Source organism: Adlercreutzia caecimuris B7 (assembly GCF_000403355.2).
Lineage (GTDB): Bacteria > Actinomycetota > Coriobacteriia > Coriobacteriales > Eggerthellaceae > Adlercreutzia > Adlercreutzia caecimuris.
On sequence record NZ_KE159646.1, the window covers coordinates 188,191 to 213,021 of the forward strand.

The window sequence follows — 24,831 nt, forward strand, 5'->3', positions numbered from 1 at the left end:
ATGGGGGAGTACATGGCCCGGCGCTACGGCCAGTTCATGAGGGACTGGTACATGGCCAAGCTCGCGCAGGTCGCCCCCGCTGACGCTCCCAGGGCAGCGGAGGTGGTCGGGGAGATAGCCGCGCTCTACGAGTAGGGTCCGGCCCCGGCGAAGTGGCAGGTTTCACGGAGGATTGGAAGAAGATGGGTTATCGGAATAAAAGTGCCAAAGCTGATAGTGAAGAGATCTTGCGGGAACGCGGCGGGATGCTCATGGATCGGCTTAACCAGGAGGCCCAAAAGAAGGAGCAGCGCATTTCGCGAATCAATCAGATTTCACGGCGGTTTGAAAACGAGTGGGCGGGTCTGCAGGAACACGCCCTTATCCGTTGGTGGCTGAAGGTTCGGAAGTTGCTTGGCCGCTCGACCCCTCGGGCTCTCTGCGAGCATCGCGTTTCGTTGCCTGTTTTCGGATCCAATCAGTTTCTCAATGGCTTTCTCTATAACTTCCCGCGCTACTTAAACGCTATTCACGAAAGTAACGGTAGCGGTTATTTTGCCCCTTTGGATATTAAAGTGGGCATTATCACCGATGAGTTCATGTTCGATATATACAAGGATGCATTTTCCTGCGTCTACATACCGCGCGCCAATTACAGAAAAGTGATCGACGAGCAGGATATCAGCTGCCTTCTCTACATAACAGGGTGGAGGGGCCGCGAGTGTCCTGAGTATCCTATGGGAGACTATCGCGGCGACGAGGGGCATAGGGCCGCTGCAGATGCACTGACATACGCAAGATCTAGAGGGATCAAAACGATCTTTCAGTCTATCGAGGATCCTCCGAACTACGCAGTGTTTCTTCCGATCGCGAAAGGCTGCGATTACATCTTTACTTCTGCCGAAGAGATGATTCCGCAGTATAAGAGGGACACGGGAAACCCCCATGTCTTCCTTTTGGAATATTCAGTTAATCCGCTGATGCACAATCCTATTGGGTTTTTGCGTAAAAATGACATATCGCCGAACTTCATGAAGCGGGGCGTTTTTTTCGCGGGGTCATACATGGGAAAATATCCCGAGCGATGTGCGGCGATGGAAAAAATATTCGATGGCATCATAGAGGGATCGGATCATCGCCTATTTATTGCCGATAGAAACTACGGGCTTAATCTGGGTGAATTATATGATTACCCAGAGCAGTATCGGGACTATCTTATGCCCTCGATTCCCCATGACGACCTCCAGAAGGCCCACAAGCTGTTCGACTACTCCGTCAACCTCAACAGCGTGACCACGAGCCCCACCATGTGCGCCATGCGGACCTACGAGGTCCAGGCGCTCGGGGGCCTCATGCTGTCCAACTACTCCCTGGCGGTGTCCAACCAGTTCCCCGAGATACCCATCGTGCTGGAGCCCTCCGAGGTGGGCCGCATCCTGGGCGGCCACACGCCCGGCGAGGTCCTGAACATGCAGCTCGACGGCATCCGGCGCATGTTCGGCGGCTGCACCGTCTACGACCGCCTCAACCGGATGTTCTCCCTGTGCGGCATCCCCGCCTCGTTCCCCGACCGCCCGGTCTACGTGCTCTGCGAGGACCCCGCCGCGCTGGCCGGGCCCCTGGCGGCCCAGTCCCTGGCCGGCGCCGAGGCGGTGGCCCTCTCCGAGGCGCCCGCGCGCCTGGCCGGCTCCGACGGTTTCGCGGTGGTGTGGGACGGCTCCGGCTCCAACCCGCACTTCCTCCAGGATCTGGTGAACGCCTTCAAGTTCGTGGACGTCGACTACGTGCGCTACGCCGGGGAGGGGGAGGCCGGCTACGACTACGTCGAGGGGGAGCCCCCCGCCGAGGGGGCCCTGTTCAACCTGTCCCGCGTGCCCGTGGCCGAGGTCGCCTCCGGCTCGGCGGCCGGCCGCCGCGAGGGCTTCGCCCTGGCCGAGCCCGCCCCGCCGCGCCCCGTCTCGCCGGGCCCCAAGGACCTCGCCGTCATCGTGCCCGTCCACGACAACGGCCGCTACCTGGAGGGCCGCTGCTTCCGCAGCCTGCTGCGCAGCTCGGCCTTCGACCGCATGCGCGTCTACCTCGTCGACGACGGGTCCACCGATCCGGGCACCCTCGCCGCGGTCGAGCGCCTGGCGGCCTCCTACCCCAACGTGGTGGCTCACTTCTTCGGCGACGGCGGCTCGGGGAGCGCCTCCAGGCCGCGCAACAAGGGCCTGGAGATGTGCGCCGAGCCCTACGTCACGTTCCTCGACCCTGACAACGAGGCCATAAACGACGGCTACGCGAGGCTGCTGGGGGAGGTCCGTCGCGGCGGCTGCGACTTCGCCATGGGCACCGTGCTCATGGTGGACGGGACCGGCGGCGAGGCGTTCCCCCTGCGCTTCTGCGGGTCCGACGCCGCCTTCGACGACCCCCGCGCCGCCCTCGTCGAGAGCTCCTTCAAGGCCCAGAGCATGCAGGCGTGCGTGTTCGACTCCGCCTTCCTGCGACGCTCCGGCATCTCCCTGGTCGAGGGGGGCGTGGGCCAGGACACCCTGTTCTCCTACGAGGTGATGGCCGCGGCGCGGTGCATGGTGCACCTCGACCTCCCCATCCACGTCTACTACGCCGAGCGCTCCGGCTCGGCCGTGAACGCGGTGGGGGTGCGGTTCTTCGAGAAGAGCCTCCTCGTCGAGCGCGCCCAGGCGGCCTTCCTGGAGCGCGAGGGGCTTATGGGGGAGTACATGGCCCGGCGCTACGGCCAGTTCATGAGGGACTGGTACATGGCCAAGCTCGCGCAGGTCGCCCCCGCTGACGCTCCCAGGGCGGCGGAGGTGGTCGGGGAGATAGCCGCGCTCTACGAGTAGGGTCCGGCCCTGGCGAAGTGGCAGGTTTCACGGAGGATTGGAGAAGTAATGGTGAGGAAAGATTCGGTCGACGGAAAGCCGAAGTCGTCTCCCGTTGAGAGGTCTCTTAAGATTGGGAAAAGATATAAGAAAGAATACGATCGACTTCTTCAATCGCGAGCCGTAAAAGTATGGCTCAAATCTCGTGCGCTGATGGGCAAGAAATACGCTGTCTATGACAAACAGTTTCCAGATTTGTCTCAGGAGGATCTCAAGAGCCTGCGAACAGGTGCCCCTACTCGAAAGGAACGGGCGTTGGGTGCTTTTGACTCAAATTGGCGACATCTCATAGCAGATATTTCGGACAGCAACGGCTCATCCTATTACGAAAAAGCTCCGTTTAGCGCAGGTATCATTACCGACGAGTATATGTACAACTATTACAAGGATGCGCTCGACTTCCACTATCTAAATAAAGACAACTACAAGGAAGAGATCGAGGAGGGAGATTTCCGCTTCGTTCTTTTTGTGAGCTGCTGGCGCGGTCTCGGAGATGGCCAAGATTACAACTCTCCTGGAAAGAGGAAGGTGATCGAAGAGATTTTCCGTTTTGCAAAGCAGAAGGGCATCAAGACGATCTTCCAGTCCATTGAAGATCCTACCAGCTATGATATGTTCCTCGACATTGCAAAAGAGGCTGACTATATCTTTACTTCCGATCGTAACATGGTAGAGCGCTATAAAGCCGATACGGACAACGAGGATGTGCACGTGGCTGATTATGGGATCAACCCCTCGTTTCATAATCCCATCGGGCTCTTTTCCTGCAAGGGAAAAAGGCTGAATTATCTTGATAGCAGCGTATTGTTCTCCGGTTCTTGGTATGGCACCTATCCGCAACGATGCAAAGATACTTCAATGCTCTTTGAAGGTGTTCTGAAAGAAGCATTTCGTAATTTGATTATCGTTGATCGCAACAGCAATTTGCCCGCCAACTTGAAGAAGGATTACGAATTCCCTGCTGTTTTCGAAGACTGCATAACTGATGCGATAGATCATAGAGATCTTCAGAAGGTGCACCGCTTATTCCGCTATTCAATCTGCGTTAATACCGTTAAAGACTCAGAAAGCATGTGCGCCATGCGAGTGTATGAGCTTCAAGCGCTTGGGTCGCTTATGTTCTCCAATTACGCTCTGGCAATTAGTTCTCGTTTTCCCTCGCTGTTTATGATTTTAGAGGGTCGCGAAGTAAAGAACATTGTCGATGGCTATACCGACCGAGAACTCGTGAACATGCAGATCGGCGGCATTCGGCGTATGTACTCGCGGTGCACTGTGTACGATCGTCTGAACGAGATGTTCGAGTATGTTGGTGAGGCTTTCCGATTTGAAAAGCGACGAGTGCTGATTGTCTGCGAGGGAGCCTCGCTTGTTGAATTGCAAAAAGCGTTTGATGAGGATAATTCAGTTACCGTAATCGACAAAAAGGGTGGGGACTCTGTTGCTTCGCTTGCGGCTGAATTCGACTACCTGCTTTACGCTGACGAGGCTTTCGTGCGGCAAGAGCGCTTCCTTGAGGACGCGGTCAATGCCTTTAAGTTTACCGATGTGGACTACGTCTCTTGTACAGATGAGGTAACTTCTCGGTCGTACAACTATGTGAGCGGAACGGCAGAAAGGCACAACACGCTATTTGCATTAGCGAAGGTGGACGTCGATCGGTTACAGGATTCGGGGTATCTGTCTCAGCTTGGTGGATTCGAGATCGTTTGCGAGCGATGGGGGCGCACCACGAAAGCTGATAAAACTCTCGCTGTAATTGTGCCTATTCACAACAATGGACGGTATCTTGTCGACAGGTGTTTCCAAAGCCTGCTGCGAAGTTCGATCTTTGACGACATGATGATTTACCTTGTTGATGACGGCTCGACCGACCCTGGAACACTGAAGACCATCAAGTGGCTTGAAGATCATTATGATAATGTTAAAACGTATCGATTTTCCGACACGGGAAGTGGAAGTGCGTCCCGGCCGAGGAACAAAGGCGTCGAGTTGAGCGTTGAGCCTTATGTTACGTATCTTGACCCCGACAATGAGGCCATAAACGACGGCTATGCGGTTCTTCTCGATAAACTGAAAGGCTCTGAGGCTGATTTTGCGGTGGGAACTATTCTGAAGGTTGCCGCCCCAAGCTACGAGCCAATGGTGCTTACGCCTTCCTATCGTGAGGGGTTGAGCAGCGATCCTCGCAACGAACTGATTCGCACCAACTTCCTAGGTCAGAGCGTTCAGGCCGCGGTGCTGAGGCGCGAATTTTTGGAAGCATCTCAAATACAAAATGTCGAAAGAGCTGTTGGCCAGGACACGCTCTTCTATTACGAGATGATGCTCAATGCCCGGGCTTTCATTTTTGTCAATCTGCCTATTCATGTCTATTATGCCGAGCGGGCTGGAAGCGCAGTTAACGATATTCATAAGCCCTTTTTTGACAAGTCGCTTCTTTTAGAGAAGGAGCAGGTAAAGCGTTTGCGCGAGAAGGGTGTGCTGGATATCTATAAAAAGAATCGTCTTCAAGGCTTTGTCGATGGTTGGTATCGCGAGAAATTAAAGCTTGTGGCAGATGAGGACGAAAGGCTAGCTTGTGATCGGGTTATAGAAGAGATAGTTTTGCTCTATAATTGACGGCATAGAGCAAAATTGAGTTCGATATTGTTGAAAGGATAGATGTGCAGTTTTTGAAACTTATTCGCGCTAAACACTGGGTGAAGAACGGTCTTGTCCTCTTTCCTTATCTTTTCTCAGCTGCGCCTGTTTCCGAATGGGGGGGGGTGCGTGCGCATTCCTGGCATTTAGTTTGGCAGCATCGGTCGTTTATATCGTAAACGACATAAGGGACGCTGACGCTGACAGGCTCCATCCAATCAAATGTGGTCGGCCCATTGCAAGCGGAGCTATCGATCCAAAGGTCGCGATGGTCGTTGCCAGCGTCTTTCTTGCTCTGTCCGTTGTTCTCAGTGTCGCGTTCAGCGTGGAGCCCTTGATTGCTACCGCGATCGTTCTCTGCTATCTTCTGATTAATATGGCCTATAGCTTTGGGCTAAAAAATCATCCCCTTGTTGATGTGTCGATTGTTGCAATCGGTTTTTTGCTGCGCATACTGTATGGGGGAGCCTTCGGGGGAATTGAAGTTTCGCCATGGCTGTTTCTCACCGTCACCTCCTTTTCCTTCTATCTGGCGTTAGGCAAACGGCGAGGTGAAATGAAGGAAGTGGGAACGGGCTCTCGCAAAAGTCTTGAAAAGTATACGATATCTTTTTTAGACGGCAGTATGCATGTATTTCTTTCGTGTACGCTTGTTTTTTATTCGCTTTGGGCTACATCACAATCGAAAGCGCAACCGTTTTTCGAGATCTTTTTCTTTGTGAGTATCTTACTCGTTATGTTCGTGTGTATGCGCTACAGTTTTTTGGTAGATGCTACGCCGTCTGATGGCGATCCAGTTGGAGTGCTATTAGCCGACAAAGGGTTGCTTATACTGGCCGCTGCGTGGTTGCTCTGCATGCTCATTCCGCTTTATGGTGTGCCAGCATTATGAGAGTATTTGATTTTGACGGCACTATTTACCGAGGTGACAGCACTCTAGACTTCTACTTGTTCTGTCTTGGCAGGCAGCCTTCCTTGGCTTGGCAGATTGGACGGCAGTTGCGCTATATGGCGAAAGCGCTTTGGAGAGGCAATGGGCGCACGGTTGTAAAGGAAGGTTTTTATTCCTTCATTCCCTGTGTAACGGAAATAGAGTCGTGCGTGCGTGATTTTTGGGAAAAGAACTCCAACAAGGTAAACAATGTGGTGCTTAAAAGGGTGCGGAAGGGGGATCTGGTGATATCGGCCTCGCCCGAATTTCTGTTGCGCCCCTTTTGCGACGCCCGGGGCTTTCAACTTATCGCTTCCGCCGTTGATCCTATGACGGGTGAATGCATGGGAGCCAACTGTCGAGGGGAAGAGAAGGTCAGAAGGTTTCTGGCCACATACTCTCGGGAGGCGATCGAGGAATTCTACTCGGACTCTACTTCGGATGAGCCTCTTGCCCGATGCGCGCAGCAAAGCTTCCTGGTGAGAAAAAAATCAATCGTTCCCTTTTTCGAGGGTAGCTAGGGTGTTCTGGATGCCCTCCACTTGCTGCGCGTTTATATGAAGGAGAGTGTATGAAATCTTTTCAAAACCACGATGACCAGGATATATGGAACATTCTAATTTGTTCTGGAGTACAAATAGTTGGTTTTTGGGCGGTTGTAATGGCGTTGTGCGCAATCGGTCTTTTTTTCGGTTTCCCGTTGCAGGCGGCCTATGTCATAGTTTCCTTTTGTGTGGTGGTCGCGCTCTCTGCTTTTCTTTCGGAGTGGGCGGGCAAAGTGGTGATGATTTCAGCGGCGGTTTCTCTTTGCGCCATTGCGTTGAGCTGTTTTTTGGCGGGGCAGTTCATTGATTGGTCTTGCGATGGAAACATGTATCATAAAATCGCTGTCGCGGCACTCTCAGAGGGTTGGAACCCTTTTCGTGGGTCTGTTGCAGACGCGGAGGCCTATTCTTTTGTGTATCCAGAGGGTTCAAGCGCGGTTTTGTGGGTAGATCATTATGCTCAGGGACTCTGGGAATTCTCCTCGTGTCTATACGCTTTTACCCACAATATGGAAGCTTCAAAATGCTATACTCTCCTCGCGATGCTGGCTCTCTCTTTTCTAGTGTCTGGTTATTTAGGAGTCAAAGGATTTAAGGGCTGGCAGGCTTGTGTGGCGGGGCTGGTCGCAGGGGCGAATCCCATTGCGTTGGCTCAATTCTCCACGTACTACAATGACGCCTTCCTTGTCCTCAGCCTCGGTATCCTAATTGTGGGCTTAATTATGATTGCTGATTCGGATGCGCTGGCTTTGCGCGGGATCGCGCTTTTGGCGGTTGCGTCAGCGTTTGTTGGCTGCGTGGGTACGAAGTTTACCGGATTGGCGTACGCTGGAATGTTTTCACTGGCATTTGCGTGTCTGTATATCGTGTTTGGTGTGCAGCGACGCAATGGTTTCAGTTTTAGGGAGCTTCTCAAGCTAGGTACGTTTCTGGTAGGGACGGTTCTGGTCTCGGTTCTCGTCATTGGCTTTTCTCCCTATGTAACCAATTACATCCATGAAGGCCACCCTTTCTATCCTCTTTTTGGGGAGGGCGCCGTGGATATTATGACGGGCAATTCTCCGTCTTGGATAACGGGGATGTCGTCTAGTATAGAAAAGGTGATTACCTCGCTGTTTTCTCCCGTATCTAATCCGTATTTGGGCCATGAATCGGCTGAGCCTCTTTTCAAAGTTCCATTCACCTGGGACGAATCTGAGTTGTCATGGCTCAGGTCTTGCGATTTGAGAATGAGCGGGTTCGGCGTTCTCTTTAGTGGATCGTTTATTCTGTGCCTCTTAGTTTGTCCGGTCATGCTGGTTGTCTTGTACCGGCGATGTAGACTGTTCTTTGCGTGCTTTGTAGCATATCTCATTGCGACCGTTGGATTAATGCTCGGCCTTTCTGATAGCTGGTGGGCGCGATATAGCGGTTACGCCTATTATTTTGTTGTCTTTGTACTCGTATTCCTGTTCTTTGATGCCAATTCGCGTAAGAAGGCCTGGTACAGGAGGGTGAGTGCGTTTACGAGTGTGACGCTGTTGGTGTGCCTGCTGGCAAATAGTGCCTTCTTCTTTTCGTACAACATCGTTCCTCATTGGTTGGATTCTCGCGAATGGTATGACACTATCGACTCGCTGGCCGAAGTCACCGAGCGAGACGATGTTGATTTGCATATTGGCGTAAGGGGTGCTCAGCCAGGACTGCTGTATACTCTGCGAGATTGGGGTATCCCGTTTGAGTACGAGGGGATAAACCCCGAAGGATTTGTCGCGGATGGGGAATTGCAACATCTGGAGTATAGATTTAACCCTAAGAGCGGCAATGACGGAGCGGAGTGATGATGCCCGGAGCTATCCAAGCACTGGCCAAGAAAGCAGAATGTTGCTGACCACATAAGAAGACAGAAATCGATCGGCCTCATTGCTCAATATGAGAGAGCGGGTGAATAGCTCTATCGGCGTTTCCTTATTCTGGGCGGCTCAAGGCAAGAGTGTTCCGGAGTTTTTTTTGCCGCAGCGGAGAGGCGGCCACGCCGAATCGCTGAATTTTGGGGAACGACTGCGATTTTTGTAAGCGATGAATTGGGTGGAAGTTCCCCATGACATGCTCGGCTGATGTCATCGGCAACGCGACGGTAGTATTCTGGTTGGTAGTGACAGGTATCTAGCCCCCAGCGATGGGAGCTGTCGGCACAATAGTCGAGCGTATAGTCTAGGCACGCGCACATATCGGGAAAGTGCTTCCGCGCGAGGCTGTACAAGATGGACAGCTTCTCGTTGCGCTCTTCGTTAAGGCGCAGAATACGGTCGTCGAATCGTTTGATGGTTTGGGTGTCCCGATCTACGTAATAGTCAACGAAAAGCGCGGCGTGGAGAATGACGTGGGAAGAAGGGTACAGGCTGGAGAGGCGATTGGCAAACTCATGCATCCTCTCATCGACGGGAACGTCTCGGATGGCTCGGCTTGCCCCTTTCTTTCCAGCTACTTTGTATTCGATGGTTTCGCTTTCGGGAAAAAGGCCGCTTCTAGCGTACTCGTTCGATTTGGTAAAGTAGCAGCCGTTGACTTGTTCGGCGTTCAAAATTGTTGCGGGCAGTGATGTCTTCGATGGGACAAGGGAGGGGGATGGCGTTGTCCACCGCCGACACAAACGATTGTCGCGCAATATAGGTGCTTACGTTGAAAGTATTCTCCAGATGGGCAAATGCGTCTCGCGTTACGCAAGAGCCAAAGATGCTTACATCGGTTTTCTCATCCATGTCGCTTCCTTGCAAGTCCAACGGACGACGGAGGTAGTGTGAGGAGCTAGCTTTCCCTTGACAAGCTGTTCGTATCAATACTAACGTATCTACTGCATATTCGTTCTGCCAGATTGGATTTTAATGGGTGGATTCAAGGAAATAGTTCGTAAAGTAATCCCTTTGAGGGCAAGTGTCTTTGAGGCCTATAGGAAAAAGCAAGAAAATCGTTTAGATAAAATTGCGTTGAGTACGACGCGCCTCAGCAAAAGCGTCAAGCAGATCGAGAAGCAGAACCAACAGATCATTGAACAAAATGTGGCTTTGCAAAAGGCAGTAGTGAGGTTGGCGGAAGAGCTGCGTATCCAATCCGACAGTGCGAAAGCAGAAATTGTGTCGCAGGTAGATCGGGCAACAGCTTCGATTTGCGCAACAACCACCTCCGCCTCCGAATCCGCTGTTAATCTGGAGCGTTTGCAAGGGGTGAAAATTTCAACTGGATTCAAAAGTCTGGAGGCAAAAGTCAATGGGCTGCAGAAAATGGTCGCACAAGCTGCAGCCGAGGGAAGTGGCTCCTTGCTGAGGGAGTGGGAGGAACTGTTGACCCGAGGGGAGGGTGAGGGTAGTCAAGAGGGAGGGGCTGTTGTTTCTCTCACCTCGTATCCTGCGCGAATCGGCACGGTACATAAAGCTGTCGAATCGTTAATGTGCCAGTCTGTGGTCCCATCGAGAATAGAGCTTTGGCTTGCTGTCGAGCAATTTCCTTATGGAGAGGCCGAGCTTCCCCAACCGCTTCTCGATCTTGCTGGAGGTCAGTTTGTGATTCGCTGGTGCGACGACATCAAGGCGCATAAGAAATACTTCTACGCACTGCAAGAGCATCCGAATAGCCCTATTGTCACGGTTGACGACGATCTTTGGTATGCATCGGACACAATAGAGAAGCTGCTAGAGGCTCACCGTCTCTTTCCGGGGGCTGTGTGCGCGCGAAGGGTGAAGAGGATTGGTTTCAAGCCAGATGGTTCCATCGCCCCTTATCGCGAATGGCCCCTTTGTGCTGTTCCGTTGGAGCCACGAACCGATTTGTTAGCAACGGGTGTCGGCGGCGTTCTCTACCCTCCGGGATGCATGGACGACAGGGTTTTCGACAAAGAACTTCTTATGCGTGTGTGCCCGAATAGCGATGATTTATGGTTAAAGGCGATGCAGTTTGTCAAGGGCACTCCCACAGTGTTGTCCGATTCGGGATTTGAGGCAAGGCATCTTGAAGGTACACAAGAAACGTCTCTGTATATCGTAGACGAAGTCTCCCATCGCAACGATTACGACATTCGCAGAATATGCGAGGCTCTTCGGTAGTGCCTCGAAAGTTGGTGCAGGTATCTAGAATCCGATTCGTATTCTAGCTATTCAGAAACACGTGGTGCGGCTTGAATGGGAATTAGGAGGGTTGTCGAAGAATCTCCCGGTTTTTGGTGCAACGGTTGACTGCATCAACAAGGGATGCCTCTACGCAGCAGAAAATGAGGAATCGTCGCTGGATAACGTCGTGGAATCCTCTCGGGAAAACGCCTTCAGGTTTATGGTAAGATTGATGAAACTCTTCGAAAAGTTTATGGGGCACAGGAGTTAACCAGAACCGCCTTCAGTGCGATACTCGAGCTAGCTCGCTCCAAACTGCTCGTGTTGATCGCGTTCGTATTTTAGCACGATAACCGAATCGCTTTGACTTGCGATAATCTGTTATGGAAGTTTCGCTAAAATAGAATACAAGCACAGTTTCTGACGAAGGTATCAATTGGCCTTCCTGAGAAAAGGATTATTTGGATGAACATTCTTCAGGTTTCGGAAAACTATTCGGCGGGGGGGCTCGAGAAGTTTATTGATACCATTTCTGAGGCGCTCGTGGCTTGTGGGCATAGGTCTATTTTAGCCGTTGGCAATCTCAAGGTTCGTGGGGACGGCCCTAAGTTCCAAGAGAAAGTTGCTGACGATTTCGGGTTTAAAGCAAATGCGGCAGAGACGTTGAGGCAATATGTTTCTGATATTGACCGGCTGTGCGCCCTTATCGAAGAGTTCGACATCGATGCTGTGCTGATACACCCTTATTTCTCTCTTTTTCCAGCGATAGCCGCTGCTCGCATAATGAAAGTACCTGTTGCCTATGTAGCGCATGGTATTGGGAGCTGCACTTTTACGACAACCGAAACGCATAACACCCTGTTTCGCATTGCGGTTGATTCCGATGTCGATAAGGTGTTTGTCACGCAGTCGGTCTTCAAGAGTTTCTTCCTGTCTGAGACACCCGTTTCTCTGCTAAGAAACCCCGTCGCTGAGGGAAAAACGAGGAGTTTTGGTTCCGCGCTGCTTCAGGGCAGGCGGTGGGCGCTTTGCTCTCGACTCGACGGTGACAAATTACAAGCGATAGAGCAGATCGTGTCATGGCTGCCTCTGCTGGGTATAGAGGGGCTTGACGTTTTTGGCATCGGAGCGCACGAGGAGTCATTAAGGCAATTCGCCGAGGCCCACGGCGTTGCGGAGAGGATTGCATGGCACGGCTTTCGCGAAAGCTGGCTTGAAGAGGCATTAGAGCTTGATGCCGGTGTAATCGGACTTGGACGTGTGGCTATTGAGGCATTGGCCGCCAACATGCCGGTAATCCTGCTAGGAGTCAATGGCGGCATTTGCGGGCTGGTAGATGACGACCTGTATGATTTGTCTGCGGATAATAACTTCGGCATGGCCGATATCCCGACGCTCAATTCCGCTCAGACGCTCGCCGGCCAGCTCGATGACTACTATGCGGATCCGAGTCGCTACCTATTCGGAGACCGTACGCGTGAATTATTTTCTGCTTCGCGGGCCGTCGCTCAGCTCGAAGTTTTTTACGAGAACAGCGTTCTTACTGCACAATCAAGAAGCGACAGCGGATGGGGGGGATTCGTGAATGCCTTACGAATAGCGCCAGAGCAAGAAACCCCCTATGCGCTTTCGCTGGCCTTCGTCTATCTTCTTAAGAACGAGTTCTCGTTGTCGCTGCCGTTTCCGGCGACGCGCAACTCCTTATTCATTTCGAAAAGATGGGCGGATAGTGTAAATTTTGCCAGGGAGTTAGAAGGGCAACTGTCTATCCTCATCGCCCAACACGACGATTTGTTGCAAATTATGGAGCACCAGGCGTCTTACGTCGAGTCTTGCAACGAGGGTATAGATGCGCGCATCAGGAATCTGGATATTATTTGCTACCAGCAGTCAAAACGCATAAAGGCTCTTGAGGAGACCGTCGCACAGTATCGTACTCTGTTGGATGGGCAGAGCGGGCAAATCGAGCGGAACAAGGCCAGAATCGCCCGAGTGGCCTCCCTGGCGAAGCGGAACAAGAAGGCTGTCGCGTTGCTGAAGGGGTGGTGGCCCTATCGATTCTGGATGGGCATACGAGCCAGAATAAAGCCTTCTCGGCACTAAAATAATGGAATTGTCAGCCCTTTGGCAAAAGCAGATTAAAGGAGAACAAGACGTGGAAGCAAAAGAGGTGTTTCTGGTAGGGTCTTCGGCCGAAGAACTGGCCGTGGCAATGCGGAGCGATGCTATAGACGGCATTATCAAGGATTTCGGAACGAAGATTACTTCGATTTTGCTCACCAATGGCGCAACCGGTGTATCCAATGGTCTCTGGAATTTTGCTGATTTCGAACGTGCTTTTCGGTGGCAGTCCTTCATGTATTACTCGAAAAGCCCGCGCATTGAAAAAGGTGATTACCCTTATGCGGTGTTTTGCGAAGATCTGTCGACTCTGCGAGAGACGGTCGACGCATGGTCGTCCCTGCGTCTCTTCTCGAACTATTCGGCTAAAAACACTGTGGCCGCTAAAACTACTACTTTTTTTGATTTTTACGGGTTGAACGGCTATTGCGGGGGGGCCGAGCGATACTTAGTTGACTTGGACAATATACTTCGCGAAACGGGTAGGGGCGTGTCGCTGGATATCTACCAGCAATCCCTGGTGCCCTTCTTCAGGCGCTTTGGCGCTGCCAATGTGATAGGTCTTGGAAACTTAACCAGCGACGACACGGGAGCGCCTCAGCTGTGGACTGCAGAATCAGTCAATGGGAACGCTGCTCGATTTGAGCAGATGGCCGGGGTTCGGTCTCAGGCCTACATCTATTCGTCGTTTTACGAGTGTCAAAGCGCCGATTTGCGCCCCGCGCTCGGGATTAGCCACGGAGTTTTTTGGGACAGTCCGCATACGACCGAAGAGCAGAGGAAGCGGGTTCTTGACCGGGCGCGTATGTGCGCCGAAATCGTATCTGTTGATACGAACACATGTAATTGGTTGCAGACTGTAGATTTCAATTTCGCGATAAACAACTGCACTTTTGTCCCGAACTACGTTGATACCGAAGAGTTCTACCCCCGCGACGGCTATCTAGAGCCATCAGATAGGATAAGAATTGTATTTCCTCGCCGTCTTTATGCGCCTCGCGGCCTTGATCTTGTGCTTGAGGTTCTTGACTCCGTTCTCGAAGCGCATCAAAACGTTGAGTTTCATTTTGTTGGACGCGGCGAGGCGGATGATTTGGCCCGTATTGACAAGTTCGTCAGTGAATACTCCGGGAGGGTTTTTCGCTATGAGAAGATGCCCGACGAAATGCCGGAAGTTTACAGAATGGCAGACATCAGTTTGATACCTACGGTGAATTCAGAGGGAACGTCGCTTTCGTGCCTGGAGGCGCTCTCTTCGGGCAACCTTGTTATTGCGACGCGGGTAGGCGGATTGGTCGATCTTGTGTTTAACAACTACAACGGTTTACTGGTTGACCCTCGAAGTGAAGCTTTGCTCGGTGCTCTAGAGTACGCGATCGACAATTTACCGCTGATGAGCAGAGTTCGTAAAAAGGCTGTCGAGGTTGCCGAAGCCTTCTCAAAGAGACGGTGGAAGGAAAACTGGCTTCGCGTGCTTGACGGAATGGGCTTGGGAGAGGGGCAAAACTGTGATGAGCTAGAGTTGGTCGAAGTAATTCTCCCCAGTGATTTTGTGCCGACGGAGGCGGCTTGCGACCTGATTCGCTCCGAACTTTGCAAGGGCGCCCTCGTCTACGTTAAAACCTCTTCCTTGAAAGAGTCTTTGCGGCTTCAAGAGGAGTATGGAGGCAACCTGCTTCAGTTCTTGCCGGCTGACACTCCATCGGTGGCTCCCGTGGCCAGAACGTACATCTTGAACCAAGATGGGGTGATGTCCTAGTTTCGTCTGTGCGCCATAGTCGTTTCAGGAGGTATTTTGCTTACTCCGAACAAAATCGTTGCTTGCCTTTGCGTAAAGAACGAGTCCCGTTATTTACCGGGTTTTATGCGCCACATCGATCGCTATGTCGATGCCTTCTGTGTACTGGATGATGGGTCAACAGATACGACCCTTGATATTCTGCGAGCGCATCCAAAGGTTGAGAAAATAATAGAATTACCTGTTCATGAGGATATCGGATACGACGAGAGGGGAAATCGTGAGAGGGTAGTGCGCGCGGCTGCCGACATTGGCGCGGACTGGGTACTTTGCTGTGATCCAGACGAGCGCTTTAGCAAGCGGTTTCTCAAAGATCTCCGGGGGGGGGGTCTGTCTTAGAAAGAAAAACGAGGAGGATATGCCCGAAGGTCCTTCTGCTTATGGACTGAGATTCCGTGAATTATGGGATGGTCCTAAACAATACCGAGATGATGGAATATGGGGCGAGAAACGCAAGTACATACTGTTTCCGCTCCAGAGTCAGATGACTTTCGACTTCCCTCACCAGTATCATACGTATTGGCATTACCGAGAGCTGGATGACTCTATGCGGATGTTGCCATACGATTTATATCATTTGAAGATGATACAAAAGATCGAACGAAAGAAGAGGGCGGCTTTATACAATATGCTAGATCCTGAGTTGAAGATTCAGCCCATAGGGTACGATTATCTAGTCGACGAGGGGGATCTACATTTGTCCCGAATAAAATTTAGAGATCGCTACGACCATTCCACATTGCCTGACGACCTGAAGTCTCTTTAAATCTGTCTCGAGTGAAACCAGAGATAGTTTGCCTATTTCCGCGTTGTGCGATAGCTTGAAACGGCGGGTTGCGATTTCGCGCCTCCCTTGTGGAGCGTTAAATAAAATCTTATCGCTGGTATGTTGCCCTTTGTTGGGGTTGAATTGCGCTGTACCCTGATATGTCGAATTGGGCGAATAGAGGAATTGCAGCCAAGAGGGGTAGTGCAAAGTGTATATAGGCACCATAGCGTGGCCAGTAATACATAGGCGCAGCAACGAAGAGGGTGAAGAAGAGGCCGAGGCATGGCAGCAATACGAGAATCCACTTAATCCGACTCAGGCATACAAGGTAACAAGCAAGGAAGACTACACCCCAGAAAATCCATGCAAGCGGAATTGACCATTCATCAGTAGGGAGCAAGTCACTGCGCAAATCGTCACCCAAAAAGTTTTGGAATTCGATGCCGGCATCGTTCATTTCGGTTTGATAGAGTTCGATTTCGGTGTAATTCATCGGAGTACCCCCCTTTGAAATATTAAATTGATTGTTGTTGACAATCGGTACGTTCACCGCCCAAAAGCCAAAGGTCTCAAGTTCCCACGCTTCGAAAAATGTCAGCGGATTCTTAGAGAACATACTTAACCAGTGCCCGAAAAAATCATCGTTGAGTTTTTCGGCGTTAAACGACGGATCACATTTGACCGAGTCAATCTTGGTAGGATTGTATAGTTTCGAATAGAGCTCCAGCGGTAAGAGTTCGTTTAAGTAGCTTTTGTCGTCTTCGGTCATGTCGCCGCCGGTTGCTGCAGTTCTTGCCATTTGACTTAACAGTACGCCGTAACTTTCAGCCTTGGGGCTTTCGATATTTAGACTTTTGTATATCGGTCCAGTAACAGTGCATACAATTACAGCAACAATTACGCAAGACGAGAGAAACTTTACAGATGTGCGGAGCGGCCTGTTTCTCTTCCTGTTATGGTGGAGGAGGAGAAGCAGGAAAAGCATGATTAACATACAGATGAAAACTCCATTATTTCTCGTAAAGCACGATATAAGCAAGGCCAGAAAGAATACAGGGGCGTTTGGTTTCTCTTGCGAGTGCGATGGATCGTGGCCCGCAAATTCGGCCAGTTGGATTGTTGTAACAAGCAACGCCATCGAGAAGATCGGGTCTTTCCAGCCCGCTATGCTGTAAGTAGCAAAATAAGGCATAGCTCCGAAAACGACGGCAATGAAAATTGCCCACTTGAATGGGACTAGCAAGCGGTTTGTTATCCATAAGATACTGTAGGCCAGACAAGTGGATAGCACTGCCATCTGAACAATACTGTAAATTGCCATTCCGCCGCTGGCGCCCATCCCCACGGCCTCGCCAAACTCTATGCAGGTCTGGATAAAAAGGGTGTATGCCACTGGGTGATGATTGCTAAGCGCTTCGGAGCCAAGGGCTTGCGCGATGGATCGGGCCGTATCACTTAATATGAGGCCTGGCCAGAAACTGAGGAGGTATGGAACCCATAAGAGAAAGATGAGAACGCCAAGTGCGATGATACGTTGTATAAACGGCTGACATGCTGATGCGCGAGATTCCTCGTTTTCACTTTGAAGTATTTTTTGACGGATGAACCAAACGGTTCTAACCGTCGCAGAGAATAGACCGATTGATAGCGCATAAGAGGTGAGCCAGATAGCAACAAGAGCGACAACGTCTCTCTTACCGTAAGACGAAATAAAGTCATCTTGAATTGTACCGACCTCAATAATAATTTGAATGTGATATCCAAGAACCATCGATACCGCAAAGACAAACGAGAACACACCGAACAAGAAAAAAACAAATGCACTTGATTTTGTTCTGCACGGAAGTTGGCTCGGGCGTAGGAACTTATTCGGAGCCACAACCACAACAGAAAACAGCAGCAGGAAAACCGCAAAACGGAAGAGAGGCTCTGGCTCCATCTTGAGGTATTGCGCGGTGAAAGTCGCGCAAATCCAACAAGAAATGATCGATAGCGCCTCAATAATAAAGTGCAGAATTCGGGAGCGGGGAAGATTGCGAAAATTTGACTTCACTCCAGCTTGCCTCTCTTTGGATGTTCGCGTGAATCCAGATAAATTTGATGTCGATAAGTATAATTATAGTCCATCGGTGCGTTGACATCTTTTACGTCTCTGGCGAAACGGCTCTTGCACCAACTTTGGGGGACGCGATCGGACGTCCTTCCCCCAAACACGCCGGGCGCTGGGCTGAATTACAGGGTTGGCCGTACGGGCGGGAACGCTTGCTCGTTCCCGCCCGTACGGCCAACCCTGTAATTCAGCCATTTTCAACCCACCCTTTTCTCTGCCTTACCCATTAACACGGTAGCAAAAGAACTAGCACTCCCTAATATGGAGTGCTAAAATTGAGTTTCTTAATAATTATTTAGTCGGTAACCAGCATAAAGAAATGAAAGGGGATCGTTTGTGAGTCTAAGCGGACGACGCTCATTAAAAAGCTCAACAGACCAAAGCTGTGCTCCAAATCACGGGAGCACTTCGTATAAATCATCAAAGTCGCTTTTACATTCATAGGCAAAGAATCTGGCACATTGATACTGGAGGGTTAAAGTGAAATTTCTACTTGCATTTTCATCATTTATGCCCCTGTATATTTTAGGCGTTGCATATTTGCTACCCGATGTAATCCTGTGTCCAGAAAAAGCCTCCCGCTTGGGCATCTTGTCTGCATACATGCTAGCGGCTCTGGTCGTTATCAGTATCGTTTTCTTGATAATATTCCGGGCCAGTTTCTTCTTTAAAGCAAACTGGTCAGGTGCCAAGGTAGTGTCCGCAACACTTCGAAATGGGAATGCGCTGTCGTTTTACTCGGCCATCCTTATTCCGCTGATTACTTTGTGTCAAATAACAACAGTGGGGGGTACGCTCTGTTTCTGGCTGTCACTCTTGCTTTCCCTTGCTCTAGTTATTGCAGATGGGGTTTATCTATCTAATCCAATCCTCGTTCTCTTTGGACTAAAAACATATGACGTCGAATACGAGAGGGAAAAATCAGCAAAAGAGTCGCCCACGGCTGACGCTGTCATATTAACAAGTAGATCCTTGTCAATCGGGCACGTCCTGTCAGGAAAAAGAATTAGTACGGGCAGCTATTTAGCGTTTAACGAAAGGAGCACGAGAATATGACGCCCGAAGAAATAAACGCGGCCAGGGATCATCTGAAAGAAGTTCGGACCATTATAGCGCCCCATCTGGAAAATGCGGTCTCCATGTTTACTGTGCTGAAGCCAGAATCGAACAAGCAATCCTTCACTTTAAAGTGCATCGATGTGAAGCGAGGTGATGACACCGCCGAATTTGACAGGCATCTGTTTAACAACGCGCTAGATGAGTATCTAAAGGAAGATGTTATACATGCGGATATAAGGGAAGCTCTGGAAGACAAAAACAAGATCGCGGTTGCCTCTGTCGAATTCTTCGCCTCAACCCAAAAAGAAGGGGACGTTAGTAAGGTGTCCGAATTATGCGATAAGGCAAGAGAGTTGTCCAACGATGACAAGCAGTGCGAATCTTTCACCTTGACCGACATCGATCGTGTGTTGGGAATCATATTTAGATACGCTGTTGGTCAAGACACCATTTATGCGTACCAAAAAATACCTCGTATGTGGGTAGCTAAAAAAACAGGGATGCTTATACCCAACGCAAAAGGGTTCAGACTCTACACCAAGGAATCGTTACGATTCGGCGCGCATTTTGACTTTCTAATATGCGCCGACCGTCTTTTCGCTAGAACCATTGCCACGCTAGAGCAGCAATTTGGTTTTACGGAGGTCTTCAGAAACCACGCAACAGTCGTTCGAAACGGGCTATCTTCGCTGATTTGCGACGAAAAGGATTTTTTGCAAGATCAAATCGATGCAGGAAGAATGTCCGTAGTGCGCAAACTTGTGAAGGTACAGTCATCTCCAGTTCTGGAAATGGAGAGAGCCATCCTTAGAAAACGTCTCTCTGAAATTCCCGCCTACCAAAACGCCTTTACATTTGACGAAGACGACAAAATTGTAGTCAAGTTTAAAAAAGATATTGCACCTCTCTTGAAAATGCTTAACGATGAAATAGTGCATTCGCAGTTAACGGATGTCGTATACGAAAGCCCCAATAAAACTCTGCTTCAATGATGTTGGGTTGAATTGCAGAGTCAGCTGTACAGGTGACTAGTTCCAGTCGTTTTCGCAATTAGCCGGACGGCCCCTCGCGGGGCCGTCCGCTGCCTTCCTGCCCCGAGACGGCTCCGACGCACCGCATTCGGTGCGTCCGGCTGAGTTCGGGGGCATGGCTCCGCCGGCCCGCGCGGGGTCGCTCTCGGACTCATCCGGACGGGCTTGGTACTGTCCAGACTCTTGCGCAAATTCCAGCAGCCGGCGGTCAGCCGTCGGCATGATCACTCGCCCAGCAGCGACACGTCCAGGTACCTCCTCGATCCCCACTCGCTGTCGGCCACGTACTTGAGCCTGGCCGTCACCAGCATGAGGGCGCTCTTGCCGTCGGGGAACGTGCCCACCACCCGCGTGCGGCGGCGGATCTCGCGGTTCAGCCTCTCTATGGCGTTGTTGGTGCGGATGCGACGCCAGTGCCGCATCGGAAAGCGCGTGCAGGTCAGCGTCTCCGCGATGCCGTCGCGAACGCACTTGGCCGCCGCCGCCAGCCTCATGCCGTCCAATTTGGCGGCGACGTCGCCGGCTTTCTCCATGCCGGCCCCAGCGACTCCTGGGAGTGGATGGCCTTGAGCATGGCCGCCACCTGGCTCCTCTTCGATTTCGGCACCTTGGCCGGGACGTTGCGGTAGAAGCGCGCCGTGCAGCGCTGATAGGCAGCCTCCGGGAACACCTCGGCGATGGCCCCGGTCATGGCGGCGGCCTTGTCGCCGGCGAGCATGCGCGCGCCGGAGAGGCCGCGGCCCTTCAGCCACGAGAGGAACTCCCGCCAGCACTCGGCGGACTCGGCGAGGCCCTCGGCGGCGCCTATCACCTCGCGGTAGCCGTCGTCGTTGACGCCTATGGCCACCATCACGGCCACGTTCTCGAACGAGCCGCCCCAGGAGCGCTTGAGGTAGATGCCGTCGACGAAGACGTAGGGGTAGGGGCGGGTCAGCGGCCTGCTCCTCCACTCCTCGACGGCCTCGAACGCCCTCTCGTTGAGATTGGACACGGTGGCGGCGGACGCCGACGAGCCCCGGAGTATCTCGGAGACGTCCTCGATGCGCCTGGTGGACACCCCGGCCAGGCGCATCTCGATCATGGCCTCCTCCACGGAGGTCTCCCGGCGCCTGTAGCGCTCGATGATCGCCGTTGCGAACCTCATGCCCTTGAGCTTGGGCATCTTCAGTATGACCTGCCCCGATGTGGTGGTGAGCCCCCGCTCGTAGTGGCCGGCGCGGTACGCCTCGCGGTCGGCCGTCCTCTCGTAGCGGTCTGCGCCTATGAGGTCGTCGGCCTCCTCCTCGAGAAGCGCGTTCAGGGTGTCCTCGACCGTCTGGCGGACGAGTTCTTTGAGCTCGCCGCGCATGGCGGCCTCGTCGAATGTTACGATGGGATCGGACATGGCTCAGCCTCCTAGCATGATTGAATTCGACACTCAAATCATACCGAAGGCCGGAGCCGTGTCTTTTGGTATCTAGACTATGCTGCTGTCAAAGTGCGCAAGAGATTGTACGTTACCAACGAGCTTCGGGAAGCAGGGGCCGCGGGTCGGCCGGGCTGTGTCGGCGGGGCTACAGCAGCGGGCCGAGCCCCCTCTCCGCCCGGGCGCGGTTTAGCGCCGAGACGCCGAGGTCAAGCTCGCCGTAGGGCAGGAGCTCGCAGCCGAGCGCGTCCATGAGCGCCCGGCCGTCCCCCTCGTGGGCCGCCAGCAGCATCTGCGCGGGCGACATGCCGGCCAGCGAGGGCCTGGGCTCGGAGTTCAGCTGCGACATCGCGACGGCCAGGTCGGCCGGCCCCGGGTCGTCGAAGGACGGGCCGCGCCGCTTGGGCAGGAGCTTGCGCAGCTCGGCGTGGTTGCGCTCGCACCCCGCCTTCTGCTGGGACTGGCGCACGTCGCAGTAGTACACTTTGCAGCGGGCCGCCTTGCCGGGCAGCGCCGAGCGCTCGATGGCGTGTGTTTGGCAATAGCAAAGTCGACATTTGGGGATGCCGACGAAAATCCGACCCGAATCAGAGTGATTCGGAGGTCAGCATGTACACGAGAGAAGACAAGATCAGGGCTGTCGAGCTATTCATTGAGTACGACTTCGGTCCCCAGTCCGTCATCAACGAGCTCGGATACCCCTGCAGAGGCTCACTCTACAACTGGTATCGGGAATATCCAGAGAACGGCAACGACATCCCCGATGCCAACCCCTACGAGCGCTACGGCGACGGCCTGAAGGGAGTGGCGGTCGACCATTACTTCGAGCGCGGGCGCTGCCTGTCCAGGACGTGCAGGATGCCAGGGTATCCGTCCAAGGAGCTGCTGGCCAGGTGGATAGACGAGTTGGGGCCAGGGCGCAGGGTCGTGAACCGCACCAGCCGCGGGATAGCGGATGCGGCCAAGGAGAACGCGGTGGTGCGCCTCGTCGCGAGAGCCGAGGCCGCCCAGGCAATCGCCGACGATGTTGGAGTCGAGCGCGCCGCCCCCTGCAATTGGAAGCGTGAGCTTCCAGGCAAGGAGGCGGCGACCAAGATGACCGGCAAGAAGGGGGACATGGCCGTCGAGGAGCCGGAGGCGCTGAGGGCCTCGCTGGAGGCCGACATCGACAGGCTCGAACTCAAGCGGGCGGTGCCGGAGGGGACGGTCGAGCTTCTGGGAAAAGGCCCGAGCGCCGACCCGACGACGCTCACCACCGGGGAGAAGACGATCCTTGTGGAGAGCCTCAGGCCGGCGCATAAGCTCAAGGACCTGCTCGATGCCGTCGGACTCGCAAAGGGCAGCCGCCGCTACCAGGTGGAGGCTCTCTCAAGGCCCGACAAATACGAGCATCTGCGCATCCGGATCTGCGAGATATTCCACGAAAGCCATGGGCGCTACGGCCACCGCAGAATCCATGCGACGCTGAGGGTCGAGGGCGTGAGGGTCTCAGAGAAGGTCGTGAGCAGGATCATGGCCGAGGAGGGGCTTGCCGCCTGCAGGCCGAAGAGGCGCAGGCGCAGCTCCTATAAAGGCGAGATAGGGGATGCGCCAGAAAACCTCGTGAAGAGGAGGTTCCACGCTAGCGCGCCAAATGAGCTGTGGCTTACGGACATCACCGAGCTCTCCATCCCCGCCGGAAAGGTCTGCTTGAGCCCGATTATCGACTGCCTCGACGGAAAAGCGGTGGCGCATGCGGCGTCAACCTCCCCGAATGCAGAGCTCGTGAACACCATGCTCGACGAGGCGGCGGACACGCTGGACCCGGACGACCATCCCGTTAGCCACAGCGACCGAGGGTGTCATTACCGCTGGCCCGGATGGATAGAGCGCTGCGAGAGCCATGGAATCAGGCGGTCCATGCCCGCAAAGGGCTGCTCGCCCGACAACTCGGCAATGGAGGGCTTTTTCGGCAGGCTGAAGGTCACTGATAATGGGAATCGCGCTGTCGGCGAGGACCATCGGCGAAAATGCGCATGAGCCGACGCGATGGCCCATTAAAGGATTGCCGTCGATTCCAGCGACTGGCCTCAACTCGAAGAGCCTCGCGTCGGCCCCGACCAAGGCCGGCCAATGACCTAATAGGAGCATGGGCCTGGGCACGTGGGCCTGGCAATCCGCATGGTACCGCCCCCATCAGTGTTCTGTCTAGCCAGCCTTCGGTTCGGAGCATCGTATAGGAATTGACCTGAAAGGCCGCATATGACCGAGCTGGAGAACAACCTCGTCTTTGCCGGCGTCGACACGCACAAGGACACCCACACTCTCTGCCTCCTCGACTGCATGGGGAGGGCGATCGGAACCTTCAAGTTCGACGCAGACGCAAAGGGCTACGACGCCCTTGCCGGAAAGATAGGCGATCCGGCCACGTGCGCCGGCATCGGCGTCGAGGGGACGGGCTCGTACGGGGCGGGGCTGACTCGCAGGCTCGTCGAGCTGGGATACTGCGTGTACGAGGTGATGGCGCCGGGAAGGGCGAGGCGAAATCCGGGGCGTCCGAAGAGCGACCCTGCGGACGCCGAAGTCGCGGCGCGGCAGGTTATCGCGAGGACCAACCTGTCGAAGCCCAAAGACCAATTCGGCTGGACGGAGGACCTCCGGCAGCTCATGATAGCCCGCGATCGCCTCGTGCGAGCCACATCGGCGATGATAAACGCGGCGAAATCCCTGATCGTAACAGCGCCCGAGGATCTGAGAAGGTCCCTGGCGAAGCTCTCCAGAAAGGACCTGAGGAGCGCTCTCTCGGCGCTTGACCCCGGCGCCGACGGCGTTGTTCTGGCTCTGGGGGCCTTGGGGAGGGCTTGGGATCTCCAGGATCGAGAGGCAGATGCCGTAGAGGGCAAGATGAAGGAGATCCTGGAAGCGAACGCCCCTGCGCTGCTTGCAATCTTCGGATGCGGCACCGTTTCCGCCGCGGCTCTCGCCGTCGCGGGCGGGGGAAACCTGGAAAGGCTGAACAGCGAGGCCGAGTTCGCCTCCTTATGCGGCGTCGCCCCGCTTCTGGCGAGCTCCGGAAAAACGGAGCGCCACCGCCTGAACAGAGGAGGCGACAGGAAGGCCAACAGGGCGCTTTACCAGATCGCGGTGACCAGGATGTCGTACGACCAGAGAACCAAGGACTACGTCGAGAAGCGCAAGGGCGACGGAAAGTCCAAGAAGGAGACCATAAGGTGCCTCAAGCGCTACATAGCACGCGAGGTGTTCAGGGCCCTGCGCCATCCGTTCGAGGTCAAGGGTCCTTCATGGAAGGACCTGCGCCCTGCCAGGCAGGCTTTGGGCATTACTCTGGTCGAGGTTGGCAGCGCCCTCAACGTCGGCTTCCAGAAGGTGAGCTATGCGGAAACGGGACGGCTAATGAACGTTCAGTTCTTGGAAAAGTACGATACCTGGCTGAAGTCTCAGACGAAAGAAGCGAGTTGACATACATAGGAGCT

The 24,831-nt window shown here is 53.5% G+C and carries 17 protein-coding genes and 1 pseudogene; 13 read left to right on the top strand and 5 right to left on the bottom strand.

Annotation, left to right across the window (positions count from 1 at the left end):
• The first annotated feature begins 1,196 nt into the window (after window positions 1–1,196).
• The 5 genes from C811_RS0102655 (at window position 1,197) to C811_RS05045 (ending at window position 8,803) form a co-directional block, all read left to right on the top strand.
• Window positions 1,197–2,825, top strand: coding sequence for a glycosyltransferase family A protein (locus C811_RS0102655; RefSeq protein ID WP_022926365.1), 1,629 nt, complete (start codon window positions 1,197–1,199; stop codon window positions 2,823–2,825).
• A 48-nt stretch (window positions 2,826–2,873) separates the two neighbouring features.
• Window positions 2,874–5,486: a glycosyltransferase family 2 protein gene (locus C811_RS05030; protein ID WP_016308405.1), complete on the top strand. Its 2,613-nt coding sequence runs from the start codon at window positions 2,874–2,876 to the stop codon at window positions 5,484–5,486.
• A 136-nt stretch (window positions 5,487–5,622) separates the two neighbouring features.
• On the top strand, window positions 5,623–6,399 hold the full coding sequence (locus C811_RS05035; protein ID WP_084811415.1) for a UbiA prenyltransferase family protein: 777 nt from the start codon (window positions 5,623–5,625) through the stop codon (window positions 6,397–6,399).
• Window positions 6,396–6,959 (top strand): haloacid dehalogenase-like hydrolase, encoded by a 564-nt coding sequence (locus C811_RS05040; protein ID WP_016308406.1) that lies wholly within the window; start codon window positions 6,396–6,398, stop codon window positions 6,957–6,959. The genes C811_RS05035 and C811_RS05040 overlap by 4 nt, the downstream gene beginning before the upstream one ends.
• Window positions 6,960–7,009: 50 nt before the next feature.
• Entirely contained in the window at window positions 7,010–8,803 is a 1,794-nt protein-coding gene (locus tag C811_RS05045; RefSeq protein WP_016308407.1) for a hypothetical protein, read from the top strand.
• Window positions 8,804–8,916: 113 nt separating this feature from the next.
• Here C811_RS05045 and C811_RS17230 read toward each other — a convergent pair whose 3' ends face one another.
• Both C811_RS17230 and C811_RS05050 read right to left on the bottom strand, forming a co-directional pair.
• Complete coding sequence (locus tag C811_RS17230) at window positions 8,917–9,546, bottom strand: DUF6270 domain-containing protein (RefSeq protein WP_425304016.1); 630 nt, start codon at window positions 9,544–9,546, stop codon at window positions 8,917–8,919.
• Window positions 9,491–9,724, bottom strand: coding sequence for a DUF6270 domain-containing protein (locus C811_RS05050; RefSeq protein ID WP_016308408.1), 234 nt, complete (start codon window positions 9,722–9,724; stop codon window positions 9,491–9,493). The genes C811_RS17230 and C811_RS05050 overlap by 56 nt, the downstream gene beginning before the upstream one ends.
• A 123-nt stretch (window positions 9,725–9,847) precedes the next feature.
• Between C811_RS05050 and C811_RS15625 the strand changes: the two genes are divergently transcribed.
• The 4 genes from C811_RS15625 to C811_RS17235 all read left to right on the top strand — a co-directional run bounded on the left by C811_RS15625 (window position 9,848) and on the right by C811_RS17235 (window position 15,323).
• The gene (locus C811_RS15625; RefSeq protein WP_016308409.1) at window positions 9,848–11,062 is read left to right on the top strand and encodes a hypothetical protein; all 1,215 of its coding nucleotides are present in this window, start codon (window positions 9,848–9,850) and stop codon (window positions 11,060–11,062) included.
• Window positions 11,063–11,530: 468 nt separating this feature from the next.
• A complete protein-coding gene (locus C811_RS05055; RefSeq protein WP_016308410.1) occupies window positions 11,531–13,168 on the top strand; it encodes a glycosyltransferase in 1,638 nt (545 codons plus the stop codon).
• A 52-nt stretch (window positions 13,169–13,220) separates the two neighbouring features.
• On the top strand, window positions 13,221–14,945 hold the full coding sequence (locus C811_RS05060) for a glycosyltransferase family 4 protein (RefSeq protein WP_016308411.1): 1,725 nt from the start codon (window positions 13,221–13,223) through the stop codon (window positions 14,943–14,945).
• 36 nt (window positions 14,946–14,981) lie between these two features.
• The gene (locus C811_RS17235; protein ID WP_156997040.1) at window positions 14,982–15,323 is read left to right on the top strand and encodes a glycosyltransferase family 2 protein; all 342 of its coding nucleotides are present in this window, start codon (window positions 14,982–14,984) and stop codon (window positions 15,321–15,323) included.
• A 536-nt stretch (window positions 15,324–15,859) separates the two neighbouring features.
• Here the strand turns inward: C811_RS17235 and C811_RS05065 are convergent.
• Window positions 15,860–17,806 carry a DUF6020 family protein gene (locus tag C811_RS05065; protein WP_016308413.1) on the bottom strand — a complete coding sequence of 649 codons (1,947 nt, stop codon included), beginning with the start codon at window positions 17,804–17,806 and terminating at the stop codon, window positions 15,860–15,862.
• Window positions 17,807–18,343: 537 nt separating this feature from the next.
• On the opposite strand from C811_RS05065, the gene C811_RS16425 reads away from it, so the two are divergent.
• Together C811_RS16425 and C811_RS05070 are read left to right on the top strand one after the other, a co-directional pair.
• Window positions 18,344–18,919, top strand: a complete 576-nt coding sequence (locus tag C811_RS16425; RefSeq protein ID WP_016308414.1) for a hypothetical protein — start codon at window positions 18,344–18,346, stop codon at window positions 18,917–18,919.
• Entirely contained in the window at window positions 18,916–19,914 is a 999-nt protein-coding gene (locus C811_RS05070; protein WP_016308415.1) for a Kiwa anti-phage protein KwaB-like domain-containing protein, read from the top strand. Before C811_RS16425 ends, C811_RS05070 begins: the two co-directional genes overlap by 4 nt.
• Window positions 19,915–20,177: 263 nt before the next feature.
• On the opposite strand, the pseudogene C811_RS05075 reads toward C811_RS05070, so the two are convergent.
• Window positions 20,178–21,337: pseudogene (locus tag C811_RS05075) on the bottom strand (IS256 family transposase).
• A gap of 169 nt (window positions 21,338–21,506) precedes the next feature.
• A complete protein-coding gene (locus C811_RS05080; RefSeq protein WP_016308418.1) occupies window positions 21,507–21,842 on the bottom strand; it encodes a hypothetical protein in 336 nt (111 codons plus the stop codon).
• A gap of 125 nt (window positions 21,843–21,967) precedes the next feature.
• On the opposite strand from C811_RS05080, the gene C811_RS05085 reads away from it, so the two are divergent.
• Together C811_RS05085 and C811_RS05090 are read left to right on the top strand one after the other, a co-directional pair.
• Entirely contained in the window at window positions 21,968–23,377 is a 1,410-nt protein-coding gene (locus tag C811_RS05085; protein ID WP_016308419.1) for an IS3 family transposase, read from the top strand.
• 222 nt (window positions 23,378–23,599) lie between these two features.
• Window positions 23,600–24,817, top strand: a complete 1,218-nt coding sequence (locus tag C811_RS05090; RefSeq protein WP_016308420.1) for an IS110 family RNA-guided transposase — start codon at window positions 23,600–23,602, stop codon at window positions 24,815–24,817.
• The last annotated feature ends 14 nt before the right edge of the window (window positions 24,818–24,831 follow it).

Coding starts and splice junctions, on each gene's coding strand:
- C811_RS0102655 (WP_022926365.1), top strand. CDS start 1,197: ATGCCCTCGATTCCCCATGACGACCTCCAGAAGGCCCACAAGCTGTTC.
- C811_RS05030 (WP_016308405.1), top strand. CDS start 2,874: ATGGTGAGGAAAGATTCGGTCGACGGAAAGCCGAAGTCGTCTCCCGTT.
- C811_RS05035 (WP_084811415.1), top strand. CDS start 5,623: ATGGGGGGGGGTGCGTGCGCATTCCTGGCATTTAGTTTGGCAGCATCG.
- C811_RS05040 (WP_016308406.1), top strand. CDS start 6,396: ATGAGAGTATTTGATTTTGACGGCACTATTTACCGAGGTGACAGCACT.
- C811_RS05045 (WP_016308407.1), top strand. CDS start 7,010: ATGAAATCTTTTCAAAACCACGATGACCAGGATATATGGAACATTCTA.
- C811_RS05050 (WP_016308408.1), bottom strand. CDS start 9,724: ATGGATGAGAAAACCGATGTAAGCATCTTTGGCTCTTGCGTAACGCGA.
- C811_RS15625 (WP_016308409.1), top strand. CDS start 9,848: ATGGGTGGATTCAAGGAAATAGTTCGTAAAGTAATCCCTTTGAGGGCA.
- C811_RS05055 (WP_016308410.1), top strand. CDS start 11,531: ATGAACATTCTTCAGGTTTCGGAAAACTATTCGGCGGGGGGGCTCGAG.
- C811_RS05070 (WP_016308415.1), top strand. CDS start 18,916: ATGACGCCCGAAGAAATAAACGCGGCCAGGGATCATCTGAAAGAAGTT.
- C811_RS05085 (WP_016308419.1), top strand. CDS start 21,968: ATGTACACGAGAGAAGACAAGATCAGGGCTGTCGAGCTATTCATTGAG.
- C811_RS05090 (WP_016308420.1), top strand. CDS start 23,600: ATGACCGAGCTGGAGAACAACCTCGTCTTTGCCGGCGTCGACACGCAC.